The sequence below is a fragment of the Micromonospora yongxingensis genome, from assembly GCF_052601155.1.
Map to the genome: position 1 here is coordinate 78,322 of NZ_JBQXEO010000004.1, position 23,883 is coordinate 102,204.

The 23,883-nt window shown below is 72.3% G+C and carries 25 protein-coding genes and 1 pseudogene; 22 read left to right on the forward strand and 4 right to left on the reverse strand.

The features are described 5' to 3' along the window. Nucleotides 1-21 precede the first annotated feature (21 nt). The 14 genes and pseudogenes from ACTWLT_RS07690 (at nucleotide 22) to ACTWLT_RS07755 (ending at nucleotide 14,512) form a co-directional block, all read left to right on the forward strand. Nucleotides 22-1,656 (forward strand): ABC transporter permease, encoded by a 1,635-nt coding sequence (locus ACTWLT_RS07690; protein ID WP_445317842.1) that lies wholly within the window; start codon nucleotides 22-24, stop codon nucleotides 1,654-1,656. Nucleotides 1,657-1,758: 102 nt separating this feature from the next. Next, nucleotides 1,759-2,631, forward strand: a complete 873-nt coding sequence (locus ACTWLT_RS07695) for an alpha/beta fold hydrolase (protein ID WP_445317708.1) — start codon at nucleotides 1,759-1,761, stop codon at nucleotides 2,629-2,631. After that, nucleotides 2,621-3,175, forward strand: a pseudogene (locus tag ACTWLT_RS07700) (flavin reductase family protein); the annotation flags it as partial. The gene ACTWLT_RS07695 and the pseudogene ACTWLT_RS07700, both read left to right, overlap by 11 nt. Nucleotides 3,176-3,361: 186 nt before the next feature. Then, the gene (locus ACTWLT_RS07705; protein WP_252416871.1) at nucleotides 3,362-3,727 is read left to right on the forward strand and encodes a DUF485 domain-containing protein; all 366 of its coding nucleotides are present in this window, start codon (nucleotides 3,362-3,364) and stop codon (nucleotides 3,725-3,727) included. Next, nucleotides 3,705-5,378: a monocarboxylic acid transporter gene (locus tag ACTWLT_RS07710; protein ID WP_252416872.1), complete on the forward strand. Its 1,674-nt coding sequence runs from the start codon at nucleotides 3,705-3,707 to the stop codon at nucleotides 5,376-5,378. Before ACTWLT_RS07705 ends, ACTWLT_RS07710 begins: the two co-directional genes overlap by 23 nt. A gap of 92 nt (nucleotides 5,379-5,470) precedes the next feature. Further along, a complete protein-coding gene (locus ACTWLT_RS07715) occupies nucleotides 5,471-6,448 on the forward strand; it encodes an NAD-dependent epimerase/dehydratase family protein (RefSeq protein WP_445317709.1) in 978 nt (325 codons plus the stop codon). 76 nt (nucleotides 6,449-6,524) lie between these two features. Further along, the gene (locus ACTWLT_RS07720; protein ID WP_445317710.1) at nucleotides 6,525-7,760 is read left to right on the forward strand and encodes an LCP family protein; all 1,236 of its coding nucleotides are present in this window, start codon (nucleotides 6,525-6,527) and stop codon (nucleotides 7,758-7,760) included. Nucleotides 7,761-7,965: 205 nt separating this feature from the next. Further along, a complete protein-coding gene (locus tag ACTWLT_RS07725) occupies nucleotides 7,966-9,225 on the forward strand; it encodes an LCP family protein (protein ID WP_445317711.1) in 1,260 nt (419 codons plus the stop codon). A 234-nt stretch (nucleotides 9,226-9,459) separates the two neighbouring features. Next, the gene (locus tag ACTWLT_RS07730) at nucleotides 9,460-10,374 is read left to right on the forward strand and encodes an LCP family protein (RefSeq protein WP_510182479.1); all 915 of its coding nucleotides are present in this window, start codon (nucleotides 9,460-9,462) and stop codon (nucleotides 10,372-10,374) included. Nucleotides 10,375-10,432: 58 nt separating this feature from the next. After that, nucleotides 10,433-10,768, forward strand: coding sequence for a rhodanese-like domain-containing protein (locus tag ACTWLT_RS07735; protein ID WP_445317712.1), 336 nt, complete (start codon nucleotides 10,433-10,435; stop codon nucleotides 10,766-10,768). Between the two features lie 10 nt (nucleotides 10,769-10,778). Continuing rightward, on the forward strand, nucleotides 10,779-11,567 hold the full coding sequence (locus tag ACTWLT_RS07740; protein WP_445317713.1) for a glycerophosphodiester phosphodiesterase: 789 nt from the start codon (nucleotides 10,779-10,781) through the stop codon (nucleotides 11,565-11,567). A 57-nt stretch (nucleotides 11,568-11,624) separates the two neighbouring features. Continuing rightward, nucleotides 11,625-13,079: a PAS domain-containing sensor histidine kinase gene (locus tag ACTWLT_RS07745; protein WP_252416878.1), complete on the forward strand. Its 1,455-nt coding sequence runs from the start codon at nucleotides 11,625-11,627 to the stop codon at nucleotides 13,077-13,079. A 67-nt stretch (nucleotides 13,080-13,146) separates the two neighbouring features. Beyond that, nucleotides 13,147-13,563 (forward strand): ATP-binding protein, encoded by a 417-nt coding sequence (locus tag ACTWLT_RS07750; protein WP_445317844.1) that lies wholly within the window; start codon nucleotides 13,147-13,149, stop codon nucleotides 13,561-13,563. Between the two features lie 61 nt (nucleotides 13,564-13,624). Next, nucleotides 13,625-14,512 (forward strand): DUF5926 family protein, encoded by an 888-nt coding sequence (locus ACTWLT_RS07755; RefSeq protein ID WP_252416879.1) that lies wholly within the window; start codon nucleotides 13,625-13,627, stop codon nucleotides 14,510-14,512. 66 nt (nucleotides 14,513-14,578) lie between these two features. Here ACTWLT_RS07755 and ACTWLT_RS07760 read toward each other — a convergent pair whose 3' ends face one another. Then, complete coding sequence (locus ACTWLT_RS07760; RefSeq protein ID WP_252416880.1) at nucleotides 14,579-15,796, reverse strand: arginine deiminase; 1,218 nt, start codon at nucleotides 15,794-15,796, stop codon at nucleotides 14,579-14,581. Nucleotides 15,797-15,959: 163 nt separating this feature from the next. Between ACTWLT_RS07760 and ACTWLT_RS07765 the strand changes: the two genes are divergently transcribed. The 5 genes from ACTWLT_RS07765 (at nucleotide 15,960) to pheA (ending at nucleotide 19,414) form a co-directional block, all read left to right on the forward strand. Beyond that, nucleotides 15,960-16,700, forward strand: coding sequence for a hypothetical protein (locus tag ACTWLT_RS07765; protein ID WP_252416881.1), 741 nt, complete (start codon nucleotides 15,960-15,962; stop codon nucleotides 16,698-16,700). Nucleotides 16,701-16,864: 164 nt separating this feature from the next. Beyond that, nucleotides 16,865-17,323, forward strand: coding sequence for a hypothetical protein (locus ACTWLT_RS07770; protein WP_445317714.1), 459 nt, complete (start codon nucleotides 16,865-16,867; stop codon nucleotides 17,321-17,323). Between the two features lie 75 nt (nucleotides 17,324-17,398). After that, entirely contained in the window at nucleotides 17,399-17,788 is a 390-nt protein-coding gene (locus ACTWLT_RS07775) for an ACT domain-containing protein (RefSeq protein WP_252416883.1), read from the forward strand. 141 nt (nucleotides 17,789-17,929) lie between these two features. Beyond that, a complete protein-coding gene (locus tag ACTWLT_RS07780) occupies nucleotides 17,930-18,448 on the forward strand; it encodes a hypothetical protein (protein WP_252417142.1) in 519 nt (172 codons plus the stop codon). 9 nt (nucleotides 18,449-18,457) lie between these two features. After that, nucleotides 18,458-19,414, forward strand: a complete 957-nt coding sequence (gene pheA / locus ACTWLT_RS07785) for a prephenate dehydratase (protein WP_252416884.1) — start codon at nucleotides 18,458-18,460, stop codon at nucleotides 19,412-19,414. A gap of 52 nt (nucleotides 19,415-19,466) precedes the next feature. On the opposite strand, the gene ACTWLT_RS07790 is transcribed toward pheA, so the two are convergent. The 3 genes from ACTWLT_RS07790 to ACTWLT_RS07800 all read right to left on the reverse strand — a co-directional run bounded on the left by ACTWLT_RS07790 (nucleotide 19,467) and on the right by ACTWLT_RS07800 (nucleotide 21,226). Then, complete coding sequence (locus ACTWLT_RS07790; protein ID WP_252416885.1) at nucleotides 19,467-20,189, reverse strand: AIM24 family protein; 723 nt, start codon at nucleotides 20,187-20,189, stop codon at nucleotides 19,467-19,469. 106 nt (nucleotides 20,190-20,295) lie between these two features. After that, entirely contained in the window at nucleotides 20,296-20,643 is a 348-nt protein-coding gene (locus ACTWLT_RS07795) for a metallopeptidase family protein (RefSeq protein ID WP_445317845.1), read from the reverse strand. A 151-nt stretch (nucleotides 20,644-20,794) separates the two neighbouring features. Beyond that, a complete protein-coding gene (locus ACTWLT_RS07800; protein WP_252416886.1) occupies nucleotides 20,795-21,226 on the reverse strand; it encodes an OsmC family protein in 432 nt (143 codons plus the stop codon). A gap of 131 nt (nucleotides 21,227-21,357) precedes the next feature. Here ACTWLT_RS07800 and ACTWLT_RS07805 point away from each other — a divergent pair, with 131 nt between their 5' ends. From ACTWLT_RS07805 to ACTWLT_RS07815, 3 genes are all read left to right on the forward strand, one after another. Then, nucleotides 21,358-22,089 carry a hypothetical protein gene (locus ACTWLT_RS07805; RefSeq protein WP_445317715.1) on the forward strand — a complete coding sequence of 244 codons (732 nt, stop codon included), beginning with the start codon at nucleotides 21,358-21,360 and terminating at the stop codon, nucleotides 22,087-22,089. Nucleotides 22,090-22,244: 155 nt separating this feature from the next. Next, entirely contained in the window at nucleotides 22,245-23,066 is an 822-nt protein-coding gene (locus ACTWLT_RS07810; protein ID WP_252416888.1) for an HAD family hydrolase, read from the forward strand. After that, nucleotides 23,066-23,878, forward strand: coding sequence for an HAD family hydrolase (locus ACTWLT_RS07815; protein ID WP_252416889.1), 813 nt, complete (start codon nucleotides 23,066-23,068; stop codon nucleotides 23,876-23,878). The genes ACTWLT_RS07810 and ACTWLT_RS07815 overlap by 1 nt, the downstream gene beginning before the upstream one ends. The last annotated feature ends 5 nt before the right edge of the window (nucleotides 23,879-23,883 follow it).

The window sequence follows — 23,883 nt, forward strand, 5'->3', positions numbered from 1 at the left end:
GCCGTCTCCGCCCGACACTTCATGCGCCTCAAGCTGCGGGTGATGGGCAACAACTTCCGGGGGCAGGGCTGGCGGATCGCGCTGTTCGTCGGCGGCGCGCTGGTCGGGCTGTGGTTCGCCGTCGGCGGTTTCTTCCTCTTCGCGGCGCCCGGCATCGCGGGCGACGGCCGATACGCGGTGCTGGTCGCGGCGGCCGGTGGCGGGCTGCTGGTGCTCGGCTGGCTGTTGCTACCGCTGGTCTTCTTCGGTGTGGACGAGACTCTGGATCCGGCCCGGTTCGCGCTGCTGCCGCTGCCCCGCCGCACGCTGGTCACCGGCCTGTTCGCCGCGGCCCTGATCAGTGTGCCGGTGCTGGCGGTGCTGATCGCGTCGCTGGGCCTGGTGCTCACCGCCTGGGCGCTGGGTGGTTGGTCCGCCGCTCTGGTGGCCGTGGTCGGCGTGTTCGGTGGGCTGCTCCTCTGCGTCGCCGCCAGCCGGGCGGTGACCAGTGCCTTCGCCACGATGCTGCGGTCCCGACGCGTGCGCGACCTGGCGGCCGTCCTGCTGGCGGTGGTCGCCGCGCTGCTCGGCCCGTTGCAGGTCTTCGGCCTCGCCGCGCTGCGCGAGACGGACTGGACGCGGTTGACCGGTGTGGCGACCGTGATCGGCTGGACGCCGTTCGGCGCGCCGTGGACCGCCGGGATCGACGTGGCCCAGGGTCGCGTGTGGGCGGCTCCGGTCAAGCTGCTGATCACGGTGGTGGCGCTCGGGGCCCTGCTGGCCTGGTGGTCGCGGTCGCTGGAGTCGGCGATGGTGGGCGCGGCGAGCGCCGGCAAGGCACCCACTCGGCGCGGCGTCACCGGTGGGGCCGTCGCTCAACTGTTTCCCCGGGCTGCCGCCTGGGCCCGGCGGGACCGGTTCGGTGCGCTGGTCGCCCGGGAGACCCGCTACTGGTGGCGGGACGCCCGCCGCCGGGCCAACCTGATCACGATCGCGGTGGTCGGCATCTTCGTACCCGTGATGATCAACCTGGGTGGCGCGGGCTTCGCGGCCGACAACGAGCAGGGCCTGACGACGAGCGCCGGCGACAGCTCACCGGTCCTGGTGACCCTCTCCATGCTCTTCGTCGGTGTGCTCGCCTCGGTCACCCTGGCCAACCAGTTCGGCTTCGACGGCAGCGCCTACGCCGTGAACGTGGTGGCCGGGGTGCCCGGCCGGGTGGAGCTGCGCGCCCGGATGACGGCCTTCTCGCTGTACGTGCTGCCGATGCTGGCGGTCGTCGCGGTGGTCCTGTCGGCGGTGCTGGGCCGACCGGGCTGGATCGGGTTGACGGCCGGCACGCTGGCCGCCACCTACGGTGCCGGGTTGGCGGTGAACAGCTACGTCTCGGTGCTCGGGGCGTACTCGTTGCCGGAGACGAGCAACCCGTTCGCGATGAACAGCGGCGCGGGCGTGGCGAAGGGCCTGCTCACCCTGCTTGCCATGGTCGTCTCGGCGATCGTCGCGGTCCCGATGGTGGTCGCGGCGGCGCTGCTCGGTGACGCCTGGCTGTGGTTGGCCCTTCCGGTCGGGGTGGCGTACGGGCTGGGCGCGGCGTTGCTGGGCGCGTACCTGGCCGGTGACGTGCTGGACCGACGGCAGCCGGAGCTGCTCGCCACCGTCACCCCGCGCCGCTGAGACCGCACCGCCGGCCTCGGCGTCCGGTCGGCTCCGGCCGAACCCCCGCAGCGCCCGCCGACCGCCCGTTATGGTGCGTTCATCCGGGGCAGGGAGGCAGTCGTGAACTCGCACACCCGCTACCGCAGCGTGGTCGTCGACGGACTCTCCATCTTCTACCGGGAGGCCGGCGCGCCGGATGCGCCCGTGCTGCTGCTCCTGCACGGCTTTCCGTCCTCGTCGCGGATGTTCGAGCCACTGTTCGGCCGGCTCGCCGACCGGTTCCGGCTGATCGCGCCCGACTATCCGGGGTTCGGGCACAGCGACGCCCCGGACCCACGGTCCTTCCCCTACACGTTCGACCGGATAGCCGAGATGATGTCGCGGTTCGCCGCCACCCTCGGTGTCGAGCGGTACCTGCTCTACGTTCAGGACTACGGCGGCCCGGTGGGGTTCCGGATGGCCCTCACGGACCCTGGTCGACTGCTCGGCCTCGTGGTGCAGAACGCCGTCGCCCACGACACGGGGCTCGGCCCGCTCTGGGCGACCCGCCGGGCCTTCTGGCAGGACCGGGCCGGGCACGAGGCGGCGGTGCGGGAGAACGTCCTCTCGCTGGCGGCGATCCGAACCCGGCACGTCGGCGACGATCCCGACCCCGAGCGGTACGACCCCGACCTGTGGGCCGACGAGCACGCCTTCCTCAGCCGCCCCGGTGAGATCGAGATCCAGTTGGACCTGCAGTACGACTACCGCACGAACGTGGCCTCGTACCCGGCCTGGCAGGACTGGCTCCGCCGGACCAGGCCGCCGCTGCTGGTCGTCTGGGGTCGACATGACACGTCGTTCGAGATCACCGAGCCGGAGGCGTACCGGAACGACGTCCCGGAAGCGGAGGTGCACCTGCTCGACGGCGGGCACTTCGTGCTCGACACGCAGGCGGACGAGGTGGCGACGCTGGTCCGGACCTTCGCCGGCCGGGTCCTTCAGGCGGGATGACGGGGTCACAATGTTTCACGTGAATCATGAGCCGGGTGCCGAGATCCACCACACCGACCCGTTCGCGGTGCCGACCGGGCAGCGGTCGCCGGTCCGCCGGCTGCGGGGTCGACTCGCCTCTCCGGTGACACTCTGGACGGCCCCCGGCCCGGCCGGGCTGACCGTCTCGTCCACCCTGGTCGCCGAGGGAGAACCCGACCGGCTGCTCGGGCTGATCGACGCGGAGTCCGATCTCTGGGCGGCGGTCGAGGACGCGGGGCGGTTCGCCGTCGCGCCACTCGGCCCGCCGCACCGGCAACTCGCCGACCGGTTCGCCGGCCTCTTTCCCTCCCCGGGTGGGCTCTTCGCGGCCGGGGTGTGGACCGACACCCCGTACGGGCCGGTCCCGGCGGACGCCGGCGGCTGGGTCGGCTGCCGGCTGGACACCGCCCGGGAGTACGGCTGGGCGCTGCTGGTGGAGGCCACGATCGAGGCGGTCGACCTGGCCGAGGACGCCACCCCGCTGCTGCACTACCGCGGTCGCTACCACGAGCTGCCGGGCTGACCGGGCGGCCCGACGGGCAGCCACCTCCAGCAACCGGTCACCGGAGTGACCTGGGTCACTCGGCGCAGCCAGCCAACCGCTCGGCGCACTCGCCGACCGGCGTCGATCTCGGCCTTCCCCGGCGGGGAGCGTGCTCTCTACGGTGCGCGAAACTCCCCCGACGCCTGTGAAGGTGGTGATCCACAGATGTCCACGGACACACCCGCGCCGACCGCTTCCCAGCCGGACAAGTATCTGGCCGTACAGCGGTCGGACGAGTTCGCCGGGCTGCGGCGCGCGCTGCGCGGCTTCGTCTTCCCGATGACCGTCGCGTTCTTCCTGTGGTATGCGCTCTACGTCATTCTCTCCGCGTACGCCCGGGACTTCATGGGCACGAAGCTCTTCGGCAGCAACATCAACATTGCGCTGATCTTCGGCCTGCTCCAGTTCGTGTCCACGTTCGTCATCGCCTGGCTCTACTCGCGGTACGCGGACCGGAAGATCGACCCGGTTGCCGACCGGATCCGCGCCGAGATCGGGGAGGTGAACCATGAGAATGGTCCTCGCGGCTGAGGCGGGTAACCACACCGCCCGCAACCTGACCATCACTCTCTTCCTGGTCTTCGTGGCGGTGACCCTGGCCATCACGATCTGGGCCAGCCGGCAGACCAAGACGGCGACCGACTTCTACGCGGGCGGCCGGTCCTTCTCCGGCTTCCAGAACGGCATGGCGATCGGTGGCGACTACATGTCGGCCGCCTCGTTCCTCGGCATCGCCGGCATCATCGCGCTCTACGGCTACGACGGCTTCCTCTACTCGATCGGCTTCCTGGTCGCCTGGCTGGTGGCCCTGCTGCTGGTCGCGGAGCTGCTGCGCAACTCCGGCCGCTACACGATGGCCGACGTGCTGGCGTTCCGGATGCGCCAGCGCCCGGTGCGTACGGCGGCGGCGGTCTCCACGATCACCGTCTCGATCTTCTACCTGCTGGCCCAGATGGTGGGCGCCGGCGCGCTGGTCGCGCTGCTGCTCGGCATCCGGCCGGGGACGACCTTCCTCGGCATGGACGCGGCCACCGCCAAGGTGGCCACCATCATCATGGTCGGCGCCCTGATGATCATCTACGTCACCGTGGGCGGCATGAAGGGCACCACCTACGTGCAGATCGTCAAGGCGTTCCTGCTGATGGGCGGCGCGCTGGTGATGACCCTGCTGGTGCTGGCGAAGTACAAGTTCAACCTGTCGTCGCTGCTCGGCGACGCCGCCGCCTCCTCCGGCAAGGGCAGCGCGTTCCTCGAACCAGGGTTGCGGTACGGCGTCGAGGTCGCCGGCAACGCGACACAGACCTTCTACAACAAGGTCGACCTGCTCTCCCTCGGCATCGCCCTGGTCCTCGGCACCGCCGGTCTGCCGCACATCCTGATCCGCTTCTACACCGTGCCTACCGCCAAGGCGGCCCGGAAGAGCGTGCTCTGGGCGATCGGCATCATCGGCAGCTTCTACCTGCTCACCCTTGCCCTCGGGTTCGGCGCCGCGGCGCTGGTGGGCAGCGAGGCGATCACCGCCCAGGACAAGGCCGGCAACACGGCCGCGCCGCAGCTCGCCGAGGCGCTCGGCATCGACTTCCTCGGCGGGGATCTCGGTGGGGCGGCCCTGCTGGCGATCATCGCGGCGGTCGCCTTCGCCACGATCCTGGCGGTGGTCGCCGGGTTGACCCTGGCGTCGTCGTCCAGCCTGGCGCACGACTTCTACGCGAACGTCATGAAGCGGGGTGAGGCGTCGGAGCGGCAGGAGGTACGGGTCGCCCGGATCTCCGCCCTGGTGATCGGCGCGGTCTCGATCGCCCTGTCGATCTTCGCGCAGAACCTGAACGTGGCGTTCCTCGTGGCGCTGGCGTTCGCGGTGGCCGCCTCGGGCAACCTGCCGGCGATCCTCTACAGCCTCTTCTGGCGGCGGTTCAACACCTCCGGAGCGGTGTGGGCGATCTACGGCGGGCTTCTCTCGGCCGTACTGCTGGTGTTCTTCTCGCCGGTGGTCTCCGGGGCTGCGACCTCGATGTTCCCGGATCACGACTGGCAGTGGTTCCCGCTGTCCAACCCGGGCATCCTCTCCATCCCGTTCGGCTTCCTCTGCGGGTGGATCGGCACCATCATCTCCAAGGAGCACGACGAGGAGAAGTACGCCGAACTGGAGGTCCGCGCCCTCACCGGCTCCGGCGCCCACTGACCGCGGACACCCCTCAGGAGGGGCCCCCTGCACGACGCCACGCGTCCGCAGGGGGCCCTTCCCCCATTTCGGGGGTCGGTAGGCTGACCGGCATGAAGGTTGCTGAGCGCTTCGGTTCCGGTCACCGCATCCTCGTCACCGGCGGGGCCGGTTTCGTCCCGTCGCACCTGGTGGACGCCCTGATCGCGCGGGGCTGCACGGTCGTGGCGCTGGACAACTTCGTCACCGGCTCCAAGGAGAACGTCGCCCACCTGCTGGACCGGCCAACCTTCACCCTGGTCGAGGCCGACATCTCCGACGGCCTGCCGACCCACCACCCGGCGCTGGCCGAGCGGTTCGACGCGATCCTGCACATGGCCTCGCCGGCCAGCCCCACCGACTTCGCCCAACTGCCGGTGGAGATCCTCCGGGTCGGCTCGGTGGGCACGCTGCACCTGCTGGACCGCGCGGTCGCCGACGGCGCCCGGTTCCTGATGGCCTCCACGTCGGAGGCGTACGGGGACCCGAAGGAGCACCCGCAGCGCGAGACGTACTGGGGCAACGTCAACCCGATCGGCGTCCGCAGCGTCTACGACGAGGCGAAGCGCTTCTCCGAGGCGGCCACCATGGCGTACCACCGCTACCGGGGGCTCGACGCGGCGATCGTGCGGATCTTCAACACGTACGGCCCGCGGATGCGCCCGGACGACGGTCGGGCCATTCCCACCTTCATCTCCCAGGCGCTGCGCGGCGAGCCGATCACCGTGCACGGCACCGGCAACCAGACCCGGTCCATCTGTTTCGTCGAGGACCTGGTGCGGGGCATCCTGCTGCTGCTGGACTCGACCGAGACCGGCCCGGTCAACTGCGGCACCGAGCACGAGCTGACCATGCGGCAACTGGCTGAGTTGATCGTGTCGCTCTCCGGCAGCAGCTCCCAGGTGACCTACATCACCCGCAGCGCCGACGACCCGGAGATGCGCCGCCCCGATCTGACGCTCGCCCGCGAACTGCTCGGATACGAGCCGACCGTGGCGCCCGAAGACGGCCTGCGACGCACGATCGAGTACTTCCGGGCGCGGCTAGGGTAACCAGCCGGCGACGCGCGGTCGGTCGCTGAACGTCACCTGAAGGCGGCAGTGGCCCGCGCTACGTACCCTGAGTTACATGTCAGCGACCTCGTCTGCCGGCGTTCCGCACCCGTACCTGCACCGCAGCGCCGGGCGCGCGTCGGTGCCCGGCCCCGACCGGGGCGCCTCCGGGCGCGCCCGTCCGACCGAGGCGCGTTGGTACCCGTCACCCGACGAGGAGCGGCCCCGGCCGAGCAGCCCGGACGGGCCGAAGGGCCCCGGTGGGCCCGGCGGCCCGGGTGGTGCCGCCGGGCCGGGCCGGCGCGGCCCACGGCCACGCTGGGGGCGGATCGGCCTGGTGGCCGGGGTCGCGGTGCTGGTGCTGGCCCTGCTCGGCGGCATCGGCGCCTGGATGTACGCCCGCAACCTGGACAACGACCTGGCGCGGACCGACCCGTTCGCGCAGATCACCGGCGGCCGGCCGGCCAAGACCGTCGACGGCGCGCTGAACATCCTGCTGGTCGGCAGCGACTCCCGGGATCCGGACGCGCCGGTCGACACGAAGAGCCAGTGGCGGGCCGACACGATCATCGTGATGCACATTCCGTCCGACCACCAGGAGGCGTACCTGGTCTCCATCCCGCGTGACCTCTACGTGCCGATCCCGGAGAGCGCCGGCGCGGAGTGTGGCTCCGGCCAGCGCGCGAAGATCAATGCCGCGTTCGCGTTCGGCGGCCTGCCGCTGGCGGTCCGCACCGTGGAGTGCTTCACCGACGTCCGCATCGACCACGTCATGGCGATCGACTTCGCCGGCTTCAAGCAGGTCACCGACGCGCTCGGCGGGGTCGACCTGAAGGTGGAGCGGACGATCACCTCGATCCACAAGCCCTACCGCACGTTCACCAAGGGCACCAACCACATGGATGGCGCGGAGGCGCTGGACTGGATCCGGCAGCGTAAGCAGTTCCCGGACGGCGACTTCGCGCGGATGCGGCACCAGCAGGAGTTCCTCCGGGCGCTGATGGACAAGGCGGCGAGCACCGGCACGCTGGCCAACCCGAAGAAGCTCAACGACTTCCTGCAGTCGGTGACGGCGGCGGCCACCGTCGACGAGGGCTTCTCGGTGACGGACATGGCACTGCAGTTCCGCAACCTGCGCGGGCAGAACCTCACCTTCGTGACCAGCCCGAACTCCGGCAGCGAGACGATCAACGGCGAGTCCGTGGTGGTCTCCGACCGGGAGAAGGCGCTCGCGATGTACCGGGCCATGTCGGCGGACACCATGGCGGACTGGGTCAAGGCCAACCCGCCGAAGGGCACCGCCGGCGGCTGACCGGGCCGGGCGGCTGGCCCCGGCGGCACGGCCGTGGCGACCGCACGGCCGCCGGACGGTCGACCGCCCGTTCGGGCCATCGAGTGGCGACGATCGACCGACCCTGGTGAAATTGGCGTCCGAATTGACCCGGGATGAACTCGCCAAGTCGAAATGATGTACGTACAGTGGTGCCGCCCCCTCCTGATCACGAGCTGGAGCACGCATGCCGGTTCAGGCCAGCCGTCGCCCTTCCTCCGTCGGGTCCGCCGCGCCCAGCGGCCGGATCGCCGCGTCCATTCCCGTCCAGTCGCGCCCCGCGGGCGGCGGACCGGGTGGTCGCCCGCCCGGCGACGGTGGCCGGTCCGGCGGCGGCGGTGGGGCGGCGAAGAAGCGGCCCCGGCGCAAGGATCCGCTCTGGGCCCGACTGACCGTGATCTTCGGTGCCGTGCTGATGCTCAGCAGCGGCGTGGCCATCGTCGGCAGCAAGGTGCTGATCGGCCAGGCGACCGGCGACATCGCGCAGCGCAACCTGCTGGGCGAGGCCGGCAAGTCCGACGCCGAGGGCGGGGCGAGCCTCGACGGCCCGATCGACATGCTGCTGCTCGGGGTGGACGCGCGTGAGCGCTGGGCCGCCGACGATGTCCGCTCGGACAGCATCATCATCCTGCACATCCCGGCTTCGCACGACCAGGCGTACCTGATCTCCATTCCCCGGGACACCGAGGCGCAGATCCCGGCGTTCCCGAAGAGCGGCTTCGCGGGCGGCACCGACAAGATCAATGCCGCCTTCCAGGCGGGCGCCCGCAACGGCGGCGGCTGGGAGGGCGGCGCCCAGCTGATGGCGCAGACCATCAAGCGGCTCACCGGGGTCAGCTTCGACGGCGCGGCGATCATCAACTTCGGCGGCTTCAAGAACATCGTCGACACCCTGGGCACGGTGCGGATCTGCGTCACCCAGGAGGTCAAGTCGCTGCACATGTCGTACGTCGACGGCAAGCCCATGTGGAACGCGGACGCCAAGAAGACCGGCAAGTCGATGACCCCGGTGGTGCACAAGAAGGGCTGCCAGGAGATGGAGGGCTGGGAGGCGCTCGACTACTCCCGGCAGCGCAAGACCCTCCGCAACGGCGACTACGACCGGCAGCAGAACCAGCAGCAGCTGATCAAGGCGATGGCCAAGAAGGCCACCGACGGCGGCATGCTGACCAACCCGGCGAAGCTCCAGCAGCTGATCAAGGCGGCCGGCAAGGCGCTCGTGCTGGACACCGGCGGCGCGCGGACCGAGGACTTCATCTTCACCATGCGCGGGGTCACCGCGAACGAGCTGACCATGCTCAAGACCAACAACGGCACGTTCCACGGCAACGGCAACAACCGCGAGGCGTTGAACGAAGAGACGATGGCCATGTTCCAGGCCGTCAAGCAGGACAAGCTCGCCGAGTTCGTCTTCAACCACCCCGAGGTGATCTCCGGCCGCAAGTGACGGCGGCGGCGGGCCGGAAGTCCCGGAAAGCCGGCGACCGTCCCGTCACCCTGCGTAGCCTGACGTGAGCGGGTTTCACGTATCGGCTGCGGGGAGGCGGTCACGTCCAGGTGGGGGCGGAACGCAGCGGGTCGGGCCGGCGAGGCCGGATCCGCCCGCTCGCGCCGCACCCGCTGGTCACGGATCCTGCTCGGCATCGGCCTGACCCTCGTCCTGCTGGCCGGCCTCACGCTGATCGGGCTCAAGGCCCTCAGCCACCGCTACGAGCGCACGGTCGCCAGGGAACAACTGCTCGACCCCGATGCCCGCACCGACCGGACCGACCTCGACGGAGCGCTCAACTACCTGCTGGTCGGCTCCGACCGGCGGCCCGGCGACACCGCGCCGGACCAGCGCTCCGACACCATCCTCATCGTGCACGTGCCCGCCGGGCGACAAGAGGCGTACCTGGTGTCCATCCCGCGTGACCTGCTGGTCGCCATCCCGCCCGCGAACGGGTTCGGCGGCGGCCAGGACAAGATCAATGCGGCGTACGAGCACGGCGGCGGTGGGCAGGCCGGCGTCCAACTGCTCTCCGCCACCCTGAACCGGCTCACCGGCATCCGGTTCGACGGCGCCGCGCTGATCGACTTCTCCGGCTTCCGGAAGGTGATCGACCTGCTCGGTGGGGTGCAGATGTGCGTCGACTCCGAGGTCCGCTCGATCCACACCAACCGGGTCTTCCCCACCGGCTGTCAGCAGATGAACGGCGCGCAGGCGCTGGACTACGTGCGGCAGCGCTACAACCTCCCCGGCGGCGACTACGACCGGCAGCACCACCAGCAGCAACTGCTCCGGGCGATGCTGGACAGCGCCGGCCGGGCGGACCTGCGCAGCGATCCGGTCAAGCTGGACCGGGTGCTGCGGGCGGTCGGCAGCTCGTTGACCGTCGACACCAACGGCGTACCCCTGGAGGACCTGCTCCTCGCGCTACGCGCGCTGCCGCCCGACGGGATGCGCGGCGTCCAGGTGCCGTCGTCCCCGCAGACCATCGACGAGGTCTCGTACGTGGTGCTCGACAACGGCGGCAACGGGCTCTTCGAGGCCGTACGCGGCACCCGCATGCCCGCGTGGGCTCAGGGCAACCCGCAGTGGGTGACCCGGTTGTGACGGGTCCGACGGCCGGGTCGGTGCCGATCCGGCCGACGAGGATCTAGTGTTGCTTCCTGTGTTCGGACCCCAGGTTCCCACCGTGCCCGTGACCGAGATCGCCGACGACACCTACCTGCTCGACGTGCGGGAGGACGACGAGTGGGCGGCCGGCCACGCTCCCGCCGCCCACCACCTGCCGATGATGGAGCTTCCGGCGCGTCTGGCCGAGGTGCCCACCGACCGGGACGTGGCGGTCATCTGCCGCTCCGGGGGGCGCTCCGCCCAGGTCGTCGCCTACCTGGTCAACAACGGCTGGGAGCAGGTGCGCAACGCCGACGGCGGAATGCGCCAGTGGGCCGCCGTCGGGCGCCCGGTGGTGGACGCGAACGGACAGCCCGGTCAGGTCATCTGAGGCGGGCGGGATGGGTGGCCCTCTGGTTTTCGCGCACCGCGGCGCCTCGTACGACCTTCCGGAACACACCCTCGCCGCCTACCTCCGCGCCCTCGACGAGGGCGCGGACGGCCTGGAGTGCGACGTCCGGCTGACCCGGGACGGGCATCTGGTCTGCGTCCACGACCGGCGGCTGGACCGCACCAGCAACGGTCGTGGGCTGGTCAGCGCCCGTACCCTCGCCGAGCTGGAGTTGCTGGACTTCGGCTCGTGGCATCCGGGCAGCGCGCCGACCGGTGACCTGCCGCCGGACGAGTCGCACACCCGGCTGCTGACTCTGGCCCGACTGCTGGACGCGGTGCTGGCCGCCGGCCGGCCGGTCCGGCTGCTGGTGGAGACGAAGCACCCGTCGCGTCACGGCTCGAACGTGGAACGGCGACTGATCGAGCTGCTGCGCCGCTACGGGCTGGCCGATCCCGCGCCGGACGACCCGGTCCAGGTCACCGTCATGTCGTTCTCCCCGCTGGCGGTGCGGCGCGTCCGCGAGCTTGCTCCGACGCTGCCCACGGTGCTGTTGCTGGAGGTGCTGCCGCGCTGGCTGCGGCTGGGCCGGCTGCCGTTCGGCGCCAGCGTCGCCGGGCCGGGCATCGGCCTGGTCCGGGCCCGTCCGCAACTGCTGCCCGCGTTGCGTGCGGCCGGCAACCAGGTGTACGTCTGGACGGTCAACGAGCCGGCCGATCTGGAGCTGGTGCTCGCCGCCGGGGTGGACGGGATCATCACCGATCGACCGGCGCAGACCCTGGCCCGGCTGGATCGCTGACCGGCCGCCGGCCGGGTGGGGGTGCCGAAACCCGGGTCGGCGGGGCAGACTCGGCACATGCCGGAGCGTATCGATTTCCCCGCTCTCATCGCCGGCCACACCATCGTGATCGAGATGATCAACTCTGGGGACGCCGGCCTGCCGGTCCTCACCCAGCTGCTCCGTGTGGCCCAGCCGGCGCTCGGCGCGGCCGGCATGGCGTTCGCCGAGTTCGGCCCGACCGGTGGCCGGGTGATCGCCGCGACCGGTGCGGCCGAGTGGACCCTCGGCCGCCCGCTGCCCGCCGACGATCCGGACACCGTCTGTCTGCTCTCCGGCCCCCGGACCCGCCAGGCCAGGGTCGACCACCTCAACGGCAATCTCGCCGGCGAGCTTGCCGGCAGTGGCCTGCGCCGGATGGTGGTGTCCCGGGCGGAGATCGGCGGACACACCGTCGGCAGCCTGCACGCGTTCTATCCGGCGGACGACGAGCCCAGCGCCGAGCAGCACGGTGTGGTGGCCTACCTGGCGGCCTGCGTCGGGCACATGTACGGCGACCAGAGCGGGCTGCCGGTGCACGGTGACGGGCCGGTGGTGGCGGCGCTCGCCGACGGGCTGGCCGTGGTCGACCGGGACGGGCACGTCCGGCTCTGGAACCCCGCGGCCGCCCACGTGACCGGTCGGGCGGCCGAGCAGGCGCTGAGCCGCCCCCTGCCGTTCCCGCTGCCGCCCTCGGGACAGGTCCGCGACCACCGGCTGCCGGACGGGCGCTGGCTGCGGATCACCTCCGGCGACCTGCCCGGCCCGGGCACGCTGCGCGTGGTCACCTTCCGCGACATCACCGACCAGCAGCGCCGTGACCACGACCGGGAGCTGTTCGTCGCGGTGACCAGCCACGAGCTGCGCACGCCCGTCACCGTGATCAAGGGGTACGCCGACACCCTCACCGACCACTGGGAGTCGTTGACCGAGACCGACCGCCGGCAGGCCGCCCGGGTGATCGGGCAACGCGCCAACGAACTGGCCCGGCTGGTCGACCGGCTGCTCTCCTCAGCCGCCGAGGCGGGGCCGGGGGACGACCCGCCCACCCCGTTCGACCTTGGCGAGGCGCTGCGCTCCGCAGTGGTCGACCTGCCGGCGGAGCTGCGCCGACGGCTGGTGCTCCGCCTACCGGCCGACCTGCCCAAGGCGCTCGGCCACCGGCCCAGCCTGGCCACCGTTCTCACCGAGCTGGCAACGAACGCCGGCAAGTACTCGGCGCCCGACTCAGCGATCGAGATCACCGCGGCGGTCGACGGCCAGCTGGTGGCGTTCCGCGTCAGCGACCGGGGCATCGGCATCCGCCCGGAGCACGTGGAGCGGGCGTTCGACCGGTTCTGGCAGGGCGAGTCGGGCGACCGGCGCGGCTACCCGGGCGCGGGGCTCGGCCTCTATCTCGTCCGCCGGATCGTTGAACAACAGAATGGATGGGTATCCCTACGTCCGAGGACCGGCGGCGGTACGGTCGCAGAGGTGCGGCTGCCGCGCGGTTGACCGGCGGCGGCGCGACGTGGAGGCGACGGTGGCAACGGCAGTGGTAGCGAGGGAACGGGCCTGGTGCGTGGTTGTCCCGCACCACCCCGCCGGGGCACGGCTGGCCCGGCACCGGCTCGCCGGTGACCTGGCGGATGTCGTACCCCCGACGCTCCTCGCGGACCTGATCGCGGTGCTCGCCGAGCTGGTGGGCAACGCGGTGCGACACGCCCGGCCGCTGCCCGGTGGCGTGGTCCGGGTGGCCTGGCGGTTGCGGCCCTCGGCCGACGGCCCGCGGATCCAGCTGCGGGTGACCGACGGTGGCGCGGGCACCGGTCCACGGCTCCGGACGGTCGACCCCGACGCGGCGGACGGGCGAGGGCTGCACATCGTGGCCGGTCTGGCCACGCGGTGGGGCGTCGAGCGGGACGGTCTGGGCCAGCGCGTCTGGGCGGAGTTCGACCCGGCCCCGACGACCCGGCCCGACCTGGTGGCGACGGGCTGAGCGGCGGCTCGGGGCGGGTCCCGCCCACGACGAGCCGGTCGGGCCTCTAGGCTGTGACGCCGTGAGCAAGCGTCGAAAGAGCCAGCGCACCGCCGCCGACACCGCCCCGCGCAGGGACAAGGTGCGGGACATCTTCGTGCCGCGACCGTTCGAGGGGCTGATCGACGAGCCCGAGTGGATCGCGCTACGCGAGCTGGTCCCCGCCGCCTCCGCGCCGCTGCGGCTCGCACCCGCCCTGGTCGAGGAATTCGGTGACCGGCCGGCCACGCTGGCCACGGTGCTGCCGATGGCCGCGCCGGCGATGACCAAGCCCGACGGCCGGGTGCTCATCGGTCTGCAACGCCACCAGCAGTCCGGCGACGTCTCCCGGGACCTGGCCGAGGCGCTGCTCTGCGCGCTGCGGACCGAGCCGGGCGACCAGGTGGCCGTGCCGCCGCTGCCCGGCCCCGGCCCCCGCCTGCAGGACATCCTCGTGGACGGTCCGTTGGAGATCACCATGCACGACGGGTTCGAGTTCTGGCTCGACCCCGGCGCCACGGACGACCCGACCGTGCAGGCGTCGCTGGAGCGGGCCAACGCGGCCATCTACCCGACGGTGCGGCTGACCGCTGCGAAGGCCGCGTACTGGTGCCAGGTCCCGGAGAAGGCGCACGTGCGTTTGGTGCTGCCCGACGACGAGGACGCCGCCCTGGACGCGCTGGCCCGGCTCGGCGCGGCCGGCACGCTGCCGCTCGGCGAGCAGACCCGGTTCGCCGGGATGTTCCGTGCGCACGGCCGACTGGCGCCGGTCTGGGACCTGCCGGAGGAGACCCCGGCGACCGACTGGGAGGACCCGGTGGCGCAGTTCGCCAAGCGGTACGCCGAGGCGCTCGCCACCACCGGCCCGCTGGACGCCGCCGGCCGCCGCGCCCGGCAGGGTCTGCTCGGCCGCCAGCTCACCCTGCGCTGAGCCGGGACGGCCGGCGGTCCGGCCCGAAACCGGACCGGCCGGCCACCGGCGCCCGGCGCGAACCGCTCAGCCGGCGACGGGCAGCGGGTCGCGGACGATCGGGCAGGACATGCAGCGCGGGCCGCCCCGCCCCGAGCCCAGCTCCGAGCCGGCGATCGGGATCACCTCGATGCCGGCCCGCTCCAGTTGGGCGTTGGTCTCGGTGTTGCGCTCGTAGCCCACGCAGAGCCGGGGCGCCAGGGCCAGGGTGTTGTTGCCGTCGTCCCACTGCTCGCGTTCCGCGGTGACCGGGTCGAGCCCGGTGTCGATGACCCGGAGCTGGTCGAGGTCCATCGCGTCGGCGGCGGCCCGCAGGAACGGCGCCGGCCCGTCCACCCGCGGGTCCTCGCCGTCCGCCCCGGCGATGACCGTGTACGCGGAGAGCGTGCTGGCGATGTTCGGGTACATCAGCACGGCGTCCACGTCGACCATCGTGCAGACGGTGTCCAGGTGCATCGTGGCGCGCTCCTGGGCGATCGGCACCACCAGGATGGTGTGGGCGAGCCCGGCGGCGAAGACCTGCCGGCCGAGGCGTTCGGCGCCGGCCGGCGTGGTCCGCTCGCCGACCCCGACCGCCAGCACCCCGGGGGCGAGCAGCAGCACGTCCCCGCCCTCCAGGTGCTCCAGGTGCGGGCGGTAGACGAACTCGGTGCCGGCGAAGCGTGGATGGTGGCGGTAGATGGCGTCGGTCAGCGTGGTCTCCCGGCGGCGGGCCGGCATGGCCAGGCTGGTGACGCCGACCCGGTCGCCGATCCACAGCGACGAGTCCCGGGTGAACAACAGGTTGGGCAGCGGGTCGATGACGAAGTCGTGGCGGTCCATCAGGGTGTAGACCAGCCCGCCCGGCCGTTCCGAACTGATCCGCAGCTCCTCGTGGGCCAGCCCGGCAGTGAGCACGTCGGCGAGCGCGGCCGGGTCCAGGTAGGAGAGGTGGTCGGCGACCCGGGCGCGCAGGGTGTCGCCGAGCCGGCGGGAGCGCAGCACCTGCTCGGTGAGCTCGGCCCGCGCGTCCGCGACGGCCAGGGTCTCGGCCAGCAGTGTGGCGAGGTAGAGCACCTCGACGCCGCGCTCGCGCAGTGCGGCGGCGAACGCGTCGTGCTCCTCCTGCGCGCGGCCGACCCAGGGGATCGCGTCGAACAGGAGGGAGTCGTTGTTGCGGGGGGTGAGCCGGGCCAGTTCCGGGCCGGGCCGGTGCAGCAGTACGGTGCCGAGCCGGCCGACTTCGCTGTCGACGTAGTGGGTCACCCCCGCAGCGTAGGGCAGGGTTTGGCGGCATCCGAGAAAAGAACTGTGGATGAATATGGCATTCATCCACAGTCACTCCGGCGTTCCGGCTTGCAGAACACCGGGAGTAGCAACGTAGGGTAGTGAGGACATAACTTCGAGGGACCTTTTGCCGGAGGTCGCGATGACTGTCTTTCCCGCACGACGAGCCGTACCGACCGCCCGGGCACTGCCGCCCGTCGCGGTGCCCCACCCCCGCGTCGAGGCGCCGGGGGCTCTCGCACCGGTCCGTCCCACACCGCTCGAATGGGCCCGCCGTCGCCGGGCCGAGCGGGGAGCCCGTCGACTGGAGGCGGCCGGAGCGCGGGCGCTGGGCCAGCTCGACCACCTCGGGCCGGCCTGGCACGTCATCGAGTGGCCCCGCACCGACGTGACGGACGTCCTCCTCGATCGGGGCCAGGACGAGCGCGCCGGGTTCCTCGCCATCGGGCCGAGCGGCCTGTTCGCGGTGACCATCGCCGACCACGGGCGGGCCCGTGTGCTCGTCGCCGGGGACGTCGTGCAGATCAACGGCAAACGGCCGCCGTACGTGGCCGAGGCCCGCCGGGACGCGAAGCGGGCGAGCAAGGCCCTCTCCGACGCCGTGGGGCTGCCCGTCCCGGTGACGCCGGTGCTGACCTTCGTCGGCTCCGGCGTGATCAGCGTCTACGGCCTGCCGAAGGACTGTCTGATGGCCACCCACCGGGAGCTGGACCGGCTCCTCGTGGCGGGCGGCAGTCGGATCAGCCCCGCCACCGCCGAGAAGCTGTCGCGCGTCGCGCAGCACCCCGGCACCTGGCTGAACGGCACGTACCGTCCAACAGGCGACTACCGGTGGTACGACGAGGGCCGAACGGCCGCTGACAAGCCGGCCCACCGCCGGTAACGTCACCGGCGACGCCACGCGGCCCCGGTCCCCGTCCCCCACCCGGTCCCGCGCCGTCGGCGGCCGCCTGCTCATGGCAGCGCGGCCCGGCGGCCCGGTGCGCTCGGTGGTTCCGTCGGCGACCGGCTAGCGTGGACAGTTCGTCGGTGCACATAGGAGGCGCGGTGGCCCACGTCGAACTTTCGCTCTCGGAAGTGTTCGTGCCGGCGGCGCGGGTCTCGACAGAGGCGGAGTCCGACAACTTCGGCCACTGGTCCTCGACAGTCTGCCGGGCCGACGAGCCCTGCCTGCTGATCGACGCCGACACCCGGGTGGTGGCGATCTCCACCGCCGGCTGCGAGTTGCTGTGTCTGGGCGAGCCGGACGGCCTGATCGGGCGGCCGCTGCTCGACGGCGGGTTGCGCCTGCTCGACTTCACCGCCAACCGGGGTGAGCTGACCGAGGCCGAGATCGACAAGATCCCGCCTCTGCTGGCGCTCTCCTCCGGCCGGCTCGCCCGCGGGCTGCTCCGCGTGCAGGCGGCCTCGGCCGACAGCTCCGACGCGACCGTCGACGCGATCTCCACTCCGGTGCTCGCCGACGGAGCCGTGGCCGGCTCGCTCACCTTCTTCTCCGAGGTCTGACCTGCGACGGAGTGTGTCGTTCGCCGCACGTGGCAATGCTGGGGCGGGCCGGTGATGAGGCCGTAAGGTGCCCTCATGCTCGATATCGCTCTGCTGCCGGGGGAGTACGCCGTGTGCCGGTTGGCCGCCGACGCCGCCCTGCCGCACGCGCTGTCGAGCGGGCTGGGCCGCGCCGACGTGGTCACCGTGAGCTGGACGGCCGACGGGATCTCGGTGATCTGCCCGGCCGACCGCGCCCCGGCGCAGGCCGTGGTGGAGACCGCCTGGCGCTGCCTGCGGGTCGCCGGTCCGGCTGACCTCGCGGGCACCGGCACCCTGGCCGCGCTGGTCGACCCACTCGCCGAGGCCCGGGTCAGCGTGGTCACGTTCTCCACCTTCGACACCGACTATCTGCTGGTGCCGGCCGTCCGCCTGACCGAGGGCACCGCCGCGCTGGAGCGCGCCGGTCACCGCGTCCTCGGCTGACCTTCACGCCACCGGCCGCTCCCCCTACGATGGGCTCGGCCACCCCGGCCGCGACGACGTTTCCGATGTCCCGAGGATCGGCCCGTGCCGTTCACCCCGCCCCGCCGTGCGTCCGCCCCACCATGGGCGGCGACGCGCCTTCTGCCGCCGGTGCTCACGCTGCTCGCGACCGCGGCGCTGACCGGCTGCGGCGCTCCGCCCGAGCTGCGGGACCCGGCCGCCGTGCCGCCCGGCACCGGAGCCCCGACGGCACCGGGCCCGACCGGCACCCCGAGCGCCGCACCGACCCTCGCGCCCACCGGACCACCGGTCGGCGCGCCGCCGGCCACCCCGGACGCCGGGCTGGTCGCGACCGCCTGCCCGAACGGGCCGACGGGGCAGCGGGTGGTGCAGCTGCTGCGCGGCCGGGCCGCCGTGCTGCCCGACAACGTCCGGGTGCAGGTCCGCACCGGGCCGCTCTGCGCCGCCGACTGGCAGTACACGGTGTTGACGGTGACCGGGCACGAGGAGCTTCAGGTGGTCACCCGGGGCCGGCCCACCGCGCCGGAACTGGTCACCGCCGGCACCGACGTCTGCACCATCGAGGTACGGGCCACCGGTCCGAGTGGGATCCGGACGCTCGCCTGCGACGCCGGTCCGGCCGTCGGGCCGGGTGCGTAGGCTGGCGGCATGCCGGGAACACCGCCGACGCGCTTCGTCTACCTCGGTCCGGAGGGCACGTTCGCCGAACAGGCCCTGCGCACCGTCCCCGCCGCCGAGCACGGCAGCCGTACGCCCGCCCGCAGCGTCGGGGAGGCGCTGGACAGCGTCCGCGCCGGCGACGCCGACGCCGCGCTGGTGCCGTTGGAAAACTCGATCGGCGGCGCGGTCGGCGTCACGCTGGACGAGATGGCCGAGGGCGAGCCTCTGGTGATCACCAGGGAGGTCGTCCTGCCGGTGGAGTTCGTGCTCGGCGCCCGACCGGGCACCCAGCTGAGCTCGATCCACACGGTGGCGGCCCACCCCCAGGCGTCCACCCAGTGCCGGGGCTGGCTGCGCGACCATCTGCCCGACGCGGTGGTGGTCGACGTGCTCTCCAACGGCGCGGCAGCCGCCGGCGCCGGGTCCGGCGAGTACGACGCCGCGATCTGCGCGCCGATCGGGGCGACCCGGCACCGCCTTGCGGTGCTCGCCGACAAGATCGCCGACCACCCCGACGCGGTGACCCGGTTCGCGCTGGTCTCCCGCCCCGGGCCGCCCCCGCCGCCGACCGGGGACGACCTCACCTCGCTCGCGGTCTACATCGCGCACGACCGGGTCGGCGCGCTGCTCTCGGTGCTGATGGAGCTGGCCGTCCGCGGGGTCAACCTCACCCGGATCGAGTCCCGCCCGACCGGCGAGGCGCTGGGCCAGTACGTCTTCTTCCTCGACTGCACGGGGCACGTGGCCGACGTCCGGCTGGGCGAGGCGTTGCAGGGGCTGCGCCGGGTCTGTGCCGACGTGCGTTTCCTCGGCTCGTACCCCCGGCACCGCTGGGCCGGGGCGGCGGGTGAACGGCCGGTGCCCGCGCCGGCCGGCCTCTCCGACGTCGACTACGCCGACGCGGCGGCCTGGCTGGCTCGACTGCGCACCGGCGAGCTGAGCTGAGCTGATCGGACGTGCCGGCGCCCCGCGATCGGGAGCGCCGGCACCGGGGTGGTCAGCTCAGCAGGCCGCCGAGCAGCCCACCCTCCTGCTGCTGTGCGCCGCTGCCCATGATCGGTGGCTCCTCGGACGGCTGCACCACCACGAAGCCCTGACCGGCGAAGCTCATGGTGAACGACTCGCCGGTGCGCCGGCCGAGCAGTGTGCCGAGGCCGAGCTGCTCGGCCCGGTGGTAGCCGGTCTGGAGGTTGGCCGACCAGCAGACCGCGGCCTGCGGGTCGACGTACGTCGGGGCGTCCACGTTGAGCACCACCGGGGTGCCCCTGGTGGTGATGGCGATCCGGCCGTGGCCGCTGAAGACGCAGTTGAACAGGCCGGACGACGAGGCCATTCCGGCGCCGCCGACCATCCTGATGTCGTACTGGAGAGTCGAGTCGAAGGCGAGCACGCTGGATCCGTTGATGGAGAGCGCGTCGCCCGGTTCCAGGTCGATGATGTGCACGTCCTTGGCCAGCTCGGCGAGGAAGACGTCACCCCGCCCGGAGACCTTCATCAGCGGGACACCCTCGCCGGTGAGCTTCTGCTTGAGGAACTTGCCGAGCCCGCCCGAACCCAGCGCCTGGAACTGCACCTGCCCCTGGTAGGCGACCATCGAGCCGACGCGGGCCATCGCCTCGCCGTTGAGCTCGATCTTCAACATCTTCGAGTTCTGCAGCCGCATTCCGGGCTGCGCGGACTCCTTCTCGAGATTCTCCGAGGAGAACAGCTCGCTGCGCATGAAACGTGCCTCCTGAAAGGGTCGCGGTCGCTGCACCGACGGTAGGCGACCAGGGCAAGGAGGGGACATCAGCCGAGCGGCGAGTCGGAACGACGGGGCCGGGAGCTCAGCCCCAGCCCAGCGCGTGCAGCCGCGCGTCGTCGATGCCGAAGTGGTGGGCGATCTCGTGCACGACGGTCACCGCCACCTCGTCGACGACGTCGTCGTCGTTGTCGCAGATGCGCAGGATGGGGTGACGGTAGATGAAGATCCGGTCCGGCAGGACGCCCGCGTAGTCCCAGCCCCGGTCGGTGAGCGCATGCCCCTCGTAGAGGCCGAGCAGCTCGGGCTCGCCCGACGGCGGGTCGTCCTCGACGAGGATGACCACGTTGTTCATCAGCCCGAGCAGCTCTCCGGGCACCTCGTCGAGGGCGTCGGCGACCAACTCTTCGAAGCGCTCGCGGCTCATCTGCACCGGCATCTCACCTATTCTGCCCGACGCCGAACAGGCCGACCCGGTCAGAATCCGCGGCCCTGAGCGGGTTCCGCGCGTTCACGGAGAGAGCGGCCGCCCGGAACCGGGCGGCGACTCCTTCCGTGAACGAGCGGCGTACGGGTCGTCCGACTCAGGAGGTCAGGCTGGCGGTGAGGGTGATCTCGGCGCCCGGCGAGAGCAGGCGGGAGATCGGGCAGTTGGCCTTGGCGGCCTCGGCGAGCTTCTGGAACTCCGCGTCGTCGATGCCCGGGACCTGGCCGACGGTCTCCAGGTCGATCCGGGTGACGGTCATCCCGGCGTCGGTCTTGTCCAGGTGGACCTTGGCGGTGGTCTCGACGGAGGTGGGCGTCGAGCCGGCGTCGGCGAGAGCCTTCGAGAACGCCATCGAGAAGCAGCCGGCGTGCGCGGCCGCGATCAACTCCTCGGGGTTGGTGCCCTCGCCCTCCTCGAAGCGCGACTTGAAGGAGTAGTTGCCCGACAGGCCGCCCTTGCCGGTGCGGACGGTGCCGGAGCCCTCGGTGAGATTGCCCTGCCATTGTGCGGAAGCGGTACGGATTGGCATGACCCGAACGCTAGCGGAAAGGCGACCGCCGAGCGACCGACCGGCGCCGACGCGTGCCCTGCGATTCCGGTCACCACGCCCGGGCTGTGCCATGATTCGACGCAGGCCCGTGACCGGCGGAAGGATGGCCGATGTCCGAGGAGCTGCCGATCCCCCGGCAGGGTGACCGGTCCGACGGCCCCGCCGTGATCGAGTGGGGTGCCGTCGAGGCGTCCCCGCGACGGCGGTTCGGCCGGTCCCTGGCCGGCCTGACCCGTGACCCGCGACTGCCCCTGCTGCTGGCTGCGCTCGGCGCGGTGGCCGGGGTCGCCTCACTGGTCGGCGAGTGGCTGGTCATGACCGTGCCGGACGCCGGACCCGACGGGAACAGCGCGATCGAGGTGCCCGCCGGGTTGTCCGAGGTCGGCGGCTTCGGGGTCGGCTACCTGGTCGGGCTGCTCGGCCTGGTCTGTGTCCTGGCGCTGGCGCTGCGGGGCACGGCGGCCGTCCGGCCGAACGCCCGGTTGGTCGGGCTCACCCTGGTCGGAGCCCTGCTGGCACTGCTGGTGGCCGCCGTGGCGACTCTCGACGACCCGGCGCAGCGCAGCTTCCTCTTCTCGGCGCAGGACGGCTTCCGGGCCGAGTACGGGCGGGGGCTGGTGATGGCGTTCGTCGCCTGTGTGCTGCTCGGTGTCGCCCTGTGGCTCGCACCGGCCGCTTCGAGCGGGCCGGCGGAGGACGACGGGGCTGGGGACGACACGGCGGGACGAGGCTGGCGTCGCCGCCGCGACCGCGACCCGATCGACGAGGACGGCAGGGCCGCCCCGGCCGACCTGACCGTCACCCCGGCCGTCCCGTTCGCCCGCCCCGAATCCCCGAGCTGAGCAGCGCGGCAGCGCCCCCGGCGTTGGCGTCCGATTCGCCTGGAAGCCATGGTTGCGACCCTTATCGCGAGGTACGGTTGCTGCCCGCCGTCACGCCGGGTCTCGGCACCAGTACCGCACGGCAGGCTGCGACGGCGGCGGGCGAAGGAGGAACGATGACCCGCCCGGGACTGCCCAAGCTGATCGCGACCGACCTCGACGGGACACTCGTCCGCAGCGACGACACCGTCTCCGCGTACACCCACGGGGTGCTCGACCGGGTGCGGGCCGCTGGAATTCCGGTGGTGGCCGCGACCGGGCGCGGCCCTCGGCTGACCGAGCTGACCCGCAACGACATCCGGGCCGCCGACTTCCTCGTGATGGCCGGTGGCGGGCGGGTGGTCGACCAGAGCGACCCGACCGGCCCTGTGGTGCTCCGCGACGAGCGGCTGTCCGCCGAGGTGCTGGCCCGGCTGCTCGCCGACCTGGAGGCCGAGGTCGGCCCGCTGACCGTGATGGTCGAGGCGTCCGACGAGCACGACGCCCCGCTCTGGGGCGACTACCACGCGAGCTGGCCGTACCAGGACAGGTTCGAGGCGCGCAGCCGTGCGGAGTGCCTCTCCTGCGACGTGATCAAGGCGTTCGCCCGGACGGCGGACCACCACGTGGACGAACTGCTGGCGGTGGCCCGCCGGATCGTCCCGCCGCAGGTCGCCACGCTCACCCAGGCCGGGCTCGGCTTCATCGAGATCTGCCCGCCCGGCGTCGACAAGGCCACCGGCCTGACCGTGGTGGCGCAGTCCCTCGGCGTCGACCCGGCCGATGTGCTGGTCTTCGGTGACATGCCCAACGACCTTCCGATGTTCGAGTGGGCCGGCTGGTCGAGGGTGGCGGTGGCCAACGCGCACCCGACCGTGCGCGCCGCAGCCGACGAGGTGACCCTTCGCAACGACGACGACGGGGTGGCGGTGTACCTGGACCGGCTACTGTCCCGGTGATGGGAGAGACGCCCCGGCTCATCGCCACCGACATCGACGGCACGCTGATCCGCGACGACCACACGGTCAGCGCGCACACCGCCGACGTGCTCGCGCGGATCTCCGCGCGGGGCACGCCGGTCGTGCTGGTCACCGGCCGTCCCGTCCGCTGGCTCAAGATGGTGTACGACCAGCTGGCCGAGCCGCTGCCGGCGGTCTGCGCCAACGGCGCCGTGGTCTACGACCCGGTCGAGGACGAGGTGCTGCGGGCCGACCCGCTCGCGCCGCAGCACCTGGCCGAGGTGGCCCGGCGGCTCCGCGCCGAGGTGCCCGGAATCAGCTTCGCGGTGGAGATCCTGGACAGCCGGCAGATGCGGCACGAGACGGACTACCCGCTGCGCTGGGACGCCGACCCCGAGGGGATCCGGCCGATCGAGACACCGGAGGAGCTGCTCTCGGTCCCCGCGGTGAAGCTGCTCGCCCGTGCTGGCGAGCAGGACCCGGACGCGTTCGCGGCGCTGGTGGCCGCGGTGGTGGCGGGTGTGGCGGAGGCGACCCACTCCTCGTCCTCCGGGCTGGTGGAGATCTCCGCGGCCGGGGTGACCAAGGCGGCCGGGCTCGACTGGTACTGCGACCGGCTCGGCGTGGCCGCAGCCGACGTGTTGGCGTTCGGCGACATGCCCAACGACGTGCCGATGCTGAGCTGGGCCGGACGCGGTGTGGCGGTGGCGAACGCGCACCGCGCCGTCCTCGCGGTCGCCGACGAGGTGACCGGGGCGAACTCCGAGGACGGCGTGGCGGCGTACCTGGAGAAGGTCTTCGGTTTGGACTGACCGGG